The organism is Pseudomonas sp. W15Feb9B (genome assembly GCF_000828175.1).
Classification (GTDB): Bacteria; Pseudomonadota; Gammaproteobacteria; order Pseudomonadales; family Pseudomonadaceae; genus Aquipseudomonas; species Aquipseudomonas parakoreensis.
Window position 1 is genome coordinate 140121 of sequence record NZ_JTKF01000013.1, and the last position, 7093, is coordinate 147213.

The 7093-nt window shown below is 58.3% G+C and carries 7 protein-coding genes; 6 read left to right on the forward strand and 1 reads right to left on the reverse strand.

Annotation, left to right across the window (positions count from 1 at the left end; translation table 11 throughout):
* Window positions 1-120: 120 nt before the first annotated feature.
* From OC71_RS09030 to OC71_RS09045, 4 genes are all read left to right on the forward strand, one after another.
* On the forward strand, window positions 121-678 hold the full coding sequence (locus OC71_RS09030; RefSeq protein WP_041067421.1) for a hypothetical protein: 558 nt from the start codon (window positions 121-123) through the stop codon (window positions 676-678).
* A gap of 140 nt (window positions 679-818) precedes the next feature.
* Entirely contained in the window at window positions 819-1400 is a 582-nt protein-coding gene (locus OC71_RS09035) for a hypothetical protein (protein WP_041067424.1), read from the forward strand.
* 32 nt (window positions 1401-1432) lie between these two features.
* The gene (gene tssI / locus OC71_RS09040; protein WP_041067427.1) at window positions 1433-3442 is read left to right on the forward strand and encodes a type VI secretion system tip protein VgrG; all 2010 of its coding nucleotides are present in this window, start codon (window positions 1433-1435) and stop codon (window positions 3440-3442) included.
* A gap of 12 nt (window positions 3443-3454) precedes the next feature.
* Window positions 3455-3997, forward strand: coding sequence for a toxin-antitoxin system YwqK family antitoxin (locus OC71_RS09045; protein WP_041067430.1), 543 nt, complete (start codon window positions 3455-3457; stop codon window positions 3995-3997).
* Window position 3998: 1 nt separating this feature from the next.
* Here OC71_RS09045 and OC71_RS09050 read toward each other — a convergent pair whose 3' ends face one another.
* A complete protein-coding gene (locus tag OC71_RS09050) occupies window positions 3999-4394 on the reverse strand; it encodes a DUF4280 domain-containing protein (protein WP_007958887.1) in 396 nt (131 codons plus the stop codon).
* Between the two features lie 190 nt (window positions 4395-4584).
* On the opposite strand from OC71_RS09050, the gene OC71_RS09055 reads away from it, so the two are divergent.
* Window positions 4585-5652, forward strand: a complete 1068-nt coding sequence (locus tag OC71_RS09055; protein WP_041067435.1) for a phosphotransferase family protein — start codon at window positions 4585-4587, stop codon at window positions 5650-5652.
* Window positions 5653-5674: 22 nt separating this feature from the next.
* Window positions 5675-6442, forward strand: a complete 768-nt coding sequence (locus OC71_RS09060; RefSeq protein WP_041067439.1) for an SDR family oxidoreductase — start codon at window positions 5675-5677, stop codon at window positions 6440-6442.
* Window positions 6443-7093: the final 651 nt, after the last annotated feature.

Sequence of the window (7093 nt, forward strand, 5' to 3'; positions counted from 1 at the left end):
CAACATGAGCCACTCAGGCAACTGCAAGACGATCAAAAGCCATTGTTTTCAACACAATGAATTGCTCAGATGATGCTGAAAGAACCCCGTTTCTATTACGCCCCCATCCAGGATTAAAAAATGAAGTGTTATGTGTTCCCCATAAAAGAGGGTGAAGTTTATCTAGGCGTTAAATCTCTGATAAACCCCTACAGTTCACGAAAACCGATGTGGGCTGCCGGTTTTCCCATGGCATTCGGCGGAAATGACGATGATGACAATACACTTGTTACTTGCGCCCGAGAGACCCATGAAGAGTCACATTGGAAGCTGGACCTCGAATCAGCGGCCTTCACACACTTGGTCAACCTGGAAAATGCAGGAACACCCTACTTTTTTTACTACGCAACAGGATTTACCTACGACCCTACGGCTGTTCTACCGCCAACACTGGCAAGGGCCAAAAGATATCGTGAAACAACAGGGAAAATTCTCAGGATCAACTTGAATGAGCGCCCCGTGCTATTTCTAACGAGGAGTGTTGCTGCCGCGTGGATACTTCAAAAACTTAGAGAGCAGCACCCTGACATAAGCATAGACAGTTCAGCGGAAGGATACTCAGACTTCCTGTCATCTGAAACCCTGAGAGCATTCATCCTTCTCGTTCGACACCACATGAAGCAGCCAATTGATGAGTAAGCAGACCATTTTTCTTATTCACTTTAAAAGCAGAAAAGAATCATGGGCAGATTCATTATTTCCGTACAAATACGCTTTACACGAAAGTGTATTGACGCCTCTTGGTGAAGCGGACTGACGAAATCCCAGCGGAGATTGCCATGGCAGAAATTCATAAAGTCGGTCGTTACTCGGGAGGCAATGTAGCAATGACGGGCGCAAACCCGCTATACGCCAACTGGCTGGCGGCCAATCACGCCACCAACGGTGGGACGATTCCTGACTTGGCTACCATCTGCCATGAATCCTCTTCAACTCGCCGAGCCTTGGCCGGCTCGGGCGCGTCCCATGGAACCTGTTTTGCCGTCGTCGAACACTTTGATGCCTCACGCGGCGTACTGATGTACAAATTCGGCGACAGTGCGCTGAAACTGGACCTTCTCGGAAACTACACAACAACAACCAAAAAAGTCGTCACAACCCTTCGCGGGCATGCTGAAATCAGTGCGTTGGTTCAGGCGATCAACAGTGTTGCGCTTCCTGACGGTGATTACAGCAACTTTGTTACACGTATCTATATCGAACTCAGCCCCTGCCCTCTTTGTGGGCCGCAACTCGAGCCTTACGTTAGAAACTCGGTGGTGATGTACAGCTACGTTTATGGAAACGAGAGAGAGATGGATGGGTGGGTCAGTGACAACCAGGCTGCAATCCATGAGAAAGGCGGTACGTTCAGGTGGTGAGCTTTTTCTCTACCAACAGCTGAGGTCAGCTCATGCCCCGGTCTACCGATAGCAACACCACCCTTTCCCTCACTGCCCCCTCGTTGTCGGCGCTTTACCCTGATTCGCTGTCCGGCGATGAGGCGCTCACCCTGTTGGGTTCACAAATCCTCAACGGTCTCAACGACGGCACCACCCTCACCTTGACCTCTGCCATCGCCAGCCACGTCACCACAACCCTGCACAACGACGCTCAGCTTCGCCCGTTCGACGCATTGGTCGCCGAGATCCGCCAATTGCCGGCCGACGCAACTGCCGAACGCTATCAGCTGGTATTAAGGCCCTGGCTCTGGTGGTTGACCCTGGCCAGCAACAACCGCGTATTCCAGAACCTCGCCACCTCGGACATCGTCACCAGGATCTTCAAGGCCCACGGCTTCACCGATTTCAAACTCTCGCTGACTGGCAGCTACACGCCCCGCGAATATTGCGTGCAGTACGGCGAGACCGACTTCGCCTTCGTCTCACGGCTACTGGAAGAGGAAGGCATCTTCTGGTTTTTCACCCATGAGGAAGGCAAGCACACGCTGGTGCTGGGCGACAGCAACGACGCCTTCGTACAAATTCCCAACGGCCCGAAAGTCAAGTATCTGGGCCAGCAAATGGGCGAGCGCGAGTTGCATGGCATTCGCTCGGGCCAAGTGTGTCTGCAAGCCGTGGCCGGCGTGTACAAGGCGACGGATTATGAGTTCACCACGCCGACCACTTCACTCTTCGGCCAGGCCGAAGCGGTCGCCGGGCCGCGTTCCATCTATGAACATCCGGGTGGTTACAACGCCAAGGCCCGGGGTGATGCATTGACCAAACAGCGGGTCGACGGCCTGCGCAGTGAAGAGAAACGTTTTGTTGGCGAGAGCGACTGCCGCTGGCTGATCCCCGGCCATTGGTTCACCCTCGACGGCCACGAAGACGAAAGCCTGAACATCGATTGGGTCGTCACGCGGGTCACCCACGACGCCAGCCACGAAAGCTATCGCAATCGCTTCGAAGCCATCCCCAAAGCCACGCCGTTCCGCCCGCCCCGCTCCACACCGAAACCGCGCATGCATCCGCAGACCGCGATCGTCGTGGGCAAGTCCGGCGAGGAAATCTGGACCGACGAATACGGTCGGATCAAATTGCAGTTTCCCTGGGATCGCGACGGCAAGAACGACGAAACCAGCTCCTGCTGGGTGCGCGTGGTGTTGCCATGGAGCGGCAAGGGGTTCGGCATGCAGTTTGTGCCGCGCATCGGCCAGGAAGTCATCGTGACCTTTATCGACGGCGATCCGGACCGGCCGCTGGTGACCGGCTGCGTGTACAACGGCGACAACGCCCTGCCCTACGCGCTGCCGGCCAACCAGACCCAGTCCGGCATCAAGACACAATCGTCCAAGGGTGGCGGCGGTTTCAACGAGCTGCGTTTCGAGGACAAGAAGGATGCAGAAGAGGTGTTTCTGCAGGCGCAGAAAGACCTGAAGATCAACGTGCTCAACGACACCACCGCCACCGTCGGCCACGACGAAACCCTCACGGTGCAGAACGCCCGCACCCGCACGGTCAAGGACGGCGATGAAACCGTCACCCTGGAAAAAGGCAAACGCAGCGTGACCATCCAGACCGGCAGCGACAGCCTCGATGTGAAGGACAGTCGCACGGTAAAAGTCGGTGCCGATCAGAACCACAGCACAGGCGGCAACTACACCGACAAGGTCACCGGCGACTACAGCCTGACGGTGGACGGCAACCTGACCATCAAGGTCAGCGGCACCTTGACCCTGCAAAGCGGTGGCAGTTTCACGATCAAGAGCGGCGCCGATCTGGCGACCTCGGCCAGCACTTCGATCACACAGAAGGCCGGCACCGCCATGACCAACCAGGCCGGTACATCGCTGGACAACAAAGCCGGAACCACCCTGACCAACGACGCCGGGATCAGCCTGACCAACAAGGGCGCAGCCTCACAGACCGTGGACGGCGGCGGCATGCTGACCATCAAGGGCGGGCTGGTGCAGGTCAACTGACAAGGAGTCGCCATGGCGATCACACCGCTGGATTTGCAGCAGGATGACAAACACCTCAAGGGACGATTGAAGGATGGCCAGCTCGACGGTCCGTTGAATATCAAGGATGACGGTCGCCAACAGGCAGACCTGAATTACAGCCAGGGCCAATTGCAGGGCACGTCTCTGCTCTACCACCCCAACGGCAAGGTTTCGGCGCAGATGCCGTTCGTGCGCGACAAGCTGCAAGGCGTCGCCAGTTTTTATGCGCCTGAGGGCTGGTTGCAGCGCAAGGCATCCTATCGGCGCGGCCTGTTGCATGGCGAGGCGTTCAATTACTTTCCCGACGGGCAAGTGGCGGAGGCCGAGTTCTATCGCGACGGCGTGCGCGAGGGGCGTTATCAGCGCTTTCATCCCAACGGCAAACCGGCGGTGGATGCGCGTTATCTGAATGGGCAACTGATGGAGCCGGAACAGGGATTTGCCGAGGACGGGCGGCCACTGGATGCCGATGGCAAACCGATTTCCCGGGTGCGCTGGTGGTTTCGCAAGTGGACGGATCCGCAGCAGGCCTGACTCAGGGAATCAACATCTGCATCTGCCCCGGCATCACGATCTTGATCACCCCCGCCCAGTTGCACATCAACGTGCTGTTGGCATCGATCGCCGGCATCCCGCCCAGCAGCAGGGTCGGTGCACCGCCGGGGATCCACGGCGTGGCGGTGGCGGGAATGCACGGCATCGGCGTCAATACGCCCAGCGCAGCAGCAGTGGCAGCGGCGACCATCGGATTGGCCATGCTCATGCACATGCCGAACGTGGTGACGTTGACCAGCGGAATATGATCCATGATGTTCGCCGCCGGCATCCCTCCGGTCAGCGTGCGATTGACCGGCAGCACGTTGAGCACTGCCGGGGCGGCGCCGAAACTGCATTGCAGAGTGGCGCTGGCACAGACTTGCGGGCAGCCCATTTCAAAGCTCCTTGCCGAACATGGCATACCCGCTAAACCTTAGCCTGCTGTGGCCCGCCGCGCACATTCCCAAAGGTGATTATCCTGCAACACGCTAACCTATAAGACCGCTGCGCGCTTGTGGCCGCCCTGGTGCGCCATTAGATTAGCCAATGATGTCTGGCCTCCAAAATAAGCAGAAGGGATAAGCATGGCGCTTACTGACCAGTCCACCCGTATCCGCTCTGGCGAAGAACTCGATGCCAGCCTGATCGACCCGTACCTCAAGGCGCACATTCCGGGCCTGACCGGCACGCCGCAGATCAGCCAGTTTCCCGGCGGCGCGTCGAACCTGACGTACCTGCTGGAATACCCGGACCAGGAATTTGTCCTGCGCCGCCCGCCGTTCGGCCACAAGGCCAAATCCGCCCATGACATGGGCCGCGAATTCCGCATCCTCAATCAACTGCGCGACGGTTTCCCCTACTGCCCGAAAGCCTACGTGCACTGCACCGACGAGTCGGTGATCGGTGCCGAGTTCTATGTGATGGAACGGGTCAAGGGCATCATCCTGCGCTCCGACCTGCCGCCAGAACTGGGCCTCGATGCAGCGAAAACCGAAGCGCTGTGCAAGAGCTTCATCGACCGCTTTGTTGAGCTGCATCGGGTTGACTACAACGCCTGCGGCCTCGGCGATCTGGGCAAGCCGGAAGGCTACGTCGCCCGCCAGATCAAGGGCTGGAGCGAGCGCTACGAAAAAGCCCTGACCCCGGATGCGCCGCACTGGGAGAAAGTCAAAGCCTGGCTCAACGACAAGATGCCGGCCGACCATCCGACCTCAAGCATCGTCCACAACGACTATCGCTTCGACAACGTGATCCTCGACCCGAACAACCCGATGCAGATCATCGGCGTGCTCGACTGGGAACTGACCACCCTCGGCGATCCGCTGATGGACCTGGGCAACACCCTCGCCTACTGGATTCAGGCCGATGATCCGGCACCGGTGCAACTGATGCGCCGCCAGCCGAGCCACGCCCCGGGCATGCTGACCCGCCGCGAGTTCGTCGATTACTACGCCGAACGCTCGGGCATCCGCATCGACAATTTCGACTTCTACTACACCTACGGCCTGTTCCGCCTGGCCGGCATCGTGCAGCAGATCTACTACCGCTTCTACCACGGCCAGACTCAGGACAAACGCTTCGCGCAGTTCATTCACATGAACAAACTGCTGGAGCACATGAGCCTGCAGGTCATTGCGAAATCGAGCCTCTGACGGCCCACACCAAGGAACCTTTATGTCCAAGACTCAGTTGTTCGACCTCGACGGCAAAATCGCATTCGTCTCCGGCGCCAGCCGCGGCATCGGTGAAGCCATCGCCAAACTGCTGGCCCAGCAAGGCGCCCACGTGATCGTCTCGAGCCGCAAGCTCGAAGGTTGCCAGCATGTCGCCGACGCGATCATCGCCACTGGCGGCAAAGCCACCGCCGTGGCCTGCCACATCGGTGAAATGGAACAGATCAGCCAGGTATTCGCCGGGATCAAGGAACAGTTCGGCCGCCTCGATATCCTGGTGAACAACGCCGCGACCAACCCGCAGTTCTGCAACGTGCTGGACACCGACCTGAGCGCATTCCAGAAGACCGTCGACGTGAACATCCGCGGTTACTTCTTCATGTCGGTAGAAGCCGGCAAGCTGATGCGCGAAAACGGTGGCGGCAGCATCATCAACGTCGCGTCGATCAACGGTATTTCACCGGGGATCTTCCAGGGCATCTATTCGGTGACCAAAGCGGCAGTGATCAACATGACCAAGGTCTTCGCCAAGGAATGCGCGCAATTCGGCATCCGCTGCAACGCGCTGCTGCCGGGCCTGACCGACACCAAATTCGCCTCGGCACTGGTCAAGAACGACGCGATCCTCAAGCAGGCGCTGACGCAGATTCCGCTCAAGCGCGTAGCCGATCCGAGTGAAATGGCCGGGGCTGTGTTGTACCTGGCCAGTGATGCGTCGAGCTACACCACCGGGGTTGCGCTGAATGTGGACGGTGGGTTCCTGTCCTAAACCAGACTTGCCTGTGTAGGAGCTGCCGAAGGCTGCGATCTTTGACTTTGAAGATCAAGATCAAAAGATCGCAGCCTTCGGCAGCTCCTACACAGGATTGAGCTCAGGCAATGACCTTATGCACCGCCAGCAAAGCCGCCCCACGCTACTGCGTGACACACCGGGTGGTGGTGATATGCCGAGTGACCTGCTCGTCAACGTACATATCGCCAGACACCTGAGTGTTCTCCAGGGTCTGACAGGTACGCACCGGCGGTGGTGGCGGTGCAGCAGGAGGCGGTGGCGGAGGACTGGCGCAGCCGCTCAATAGCGCGACAGAGAAAGCCAGCGACAACGGCAGATACACGCGTTTCCCAGGATTATTCATAGGACGACCCGCGATGAATGAAAGAACCACTTCCGCTATCGCGCACGAATGCCGCGGATGACGGAAGACCTGACCACTCATTCTTTATAGCCGACCACCCTGCAAGCGCCAGTGAAATGGAGGGAGATGAGGGAATTGGCTGTCGATTTTGTGGGGAGCAAACTCTGTGAGGGAGGGTTACCTCAGCAAGCAATTTGTTGACTGGGAGGCCGCTATCGCTGGCAAGCCAGCTCCCACAGTGAGATCGGGTGCCATCAGTTAGAAATTGGTCGGCTGTCAGGCCG

Excerpts from the sequence above, each read along its gene's own strand:
- OC71_RS09060 (WP_041067439.1), top strand. The coding sequence starts at position 5,675 with ATGTCCAAGACTCAGTTGTTCGACCTCGACGGCAAAATCGCATTCGTC.
- tssI (WP_041067427.1), top strand. The coding sequence starts at position 1,433 with ATGCCCCGGTCTACCGATAGCAACACCACCCTTTCCCTCACTGCCCCC.
- OC71_RS09030 (WP_041067421.1), top strand. The coding sequence starts at position 121 with ATGAAGTGTTATGTGTTCCCCATAAAAGAGGGTGAAGTTTATCTAGGC.
- OC71_RS09045 (WP_041067430.1), top strand. The coding sequence starts at position 3,455 with ATGGCGATCACACCGCTGGATTTGCAGCAGGATGACAAACACCTCAAG.
- OC71_RS09035 (WP_041067424.1), top strand. The coding sequence starts at position 819 with ATGGCAGAAATTCATAAAGTCGGTCGTTACTCGGGAGGCAATGTAGCA.
- OC71_RS09055 (WP_041067435.1), top strand. The coding sequence starts at position 4,585 with ATGGCGCTTACTGACCAGTCCACCCGTATCCGCTCTGGCGAAGAACTC.
- OC71_RS09050 (WP_007958887.1), bottom strand. The coding sequence starts at position 4,394 with ATGGGCTGCCCGCAAGTCTGTGCCAGCGCCACTCTGCAATGCAGTTTC.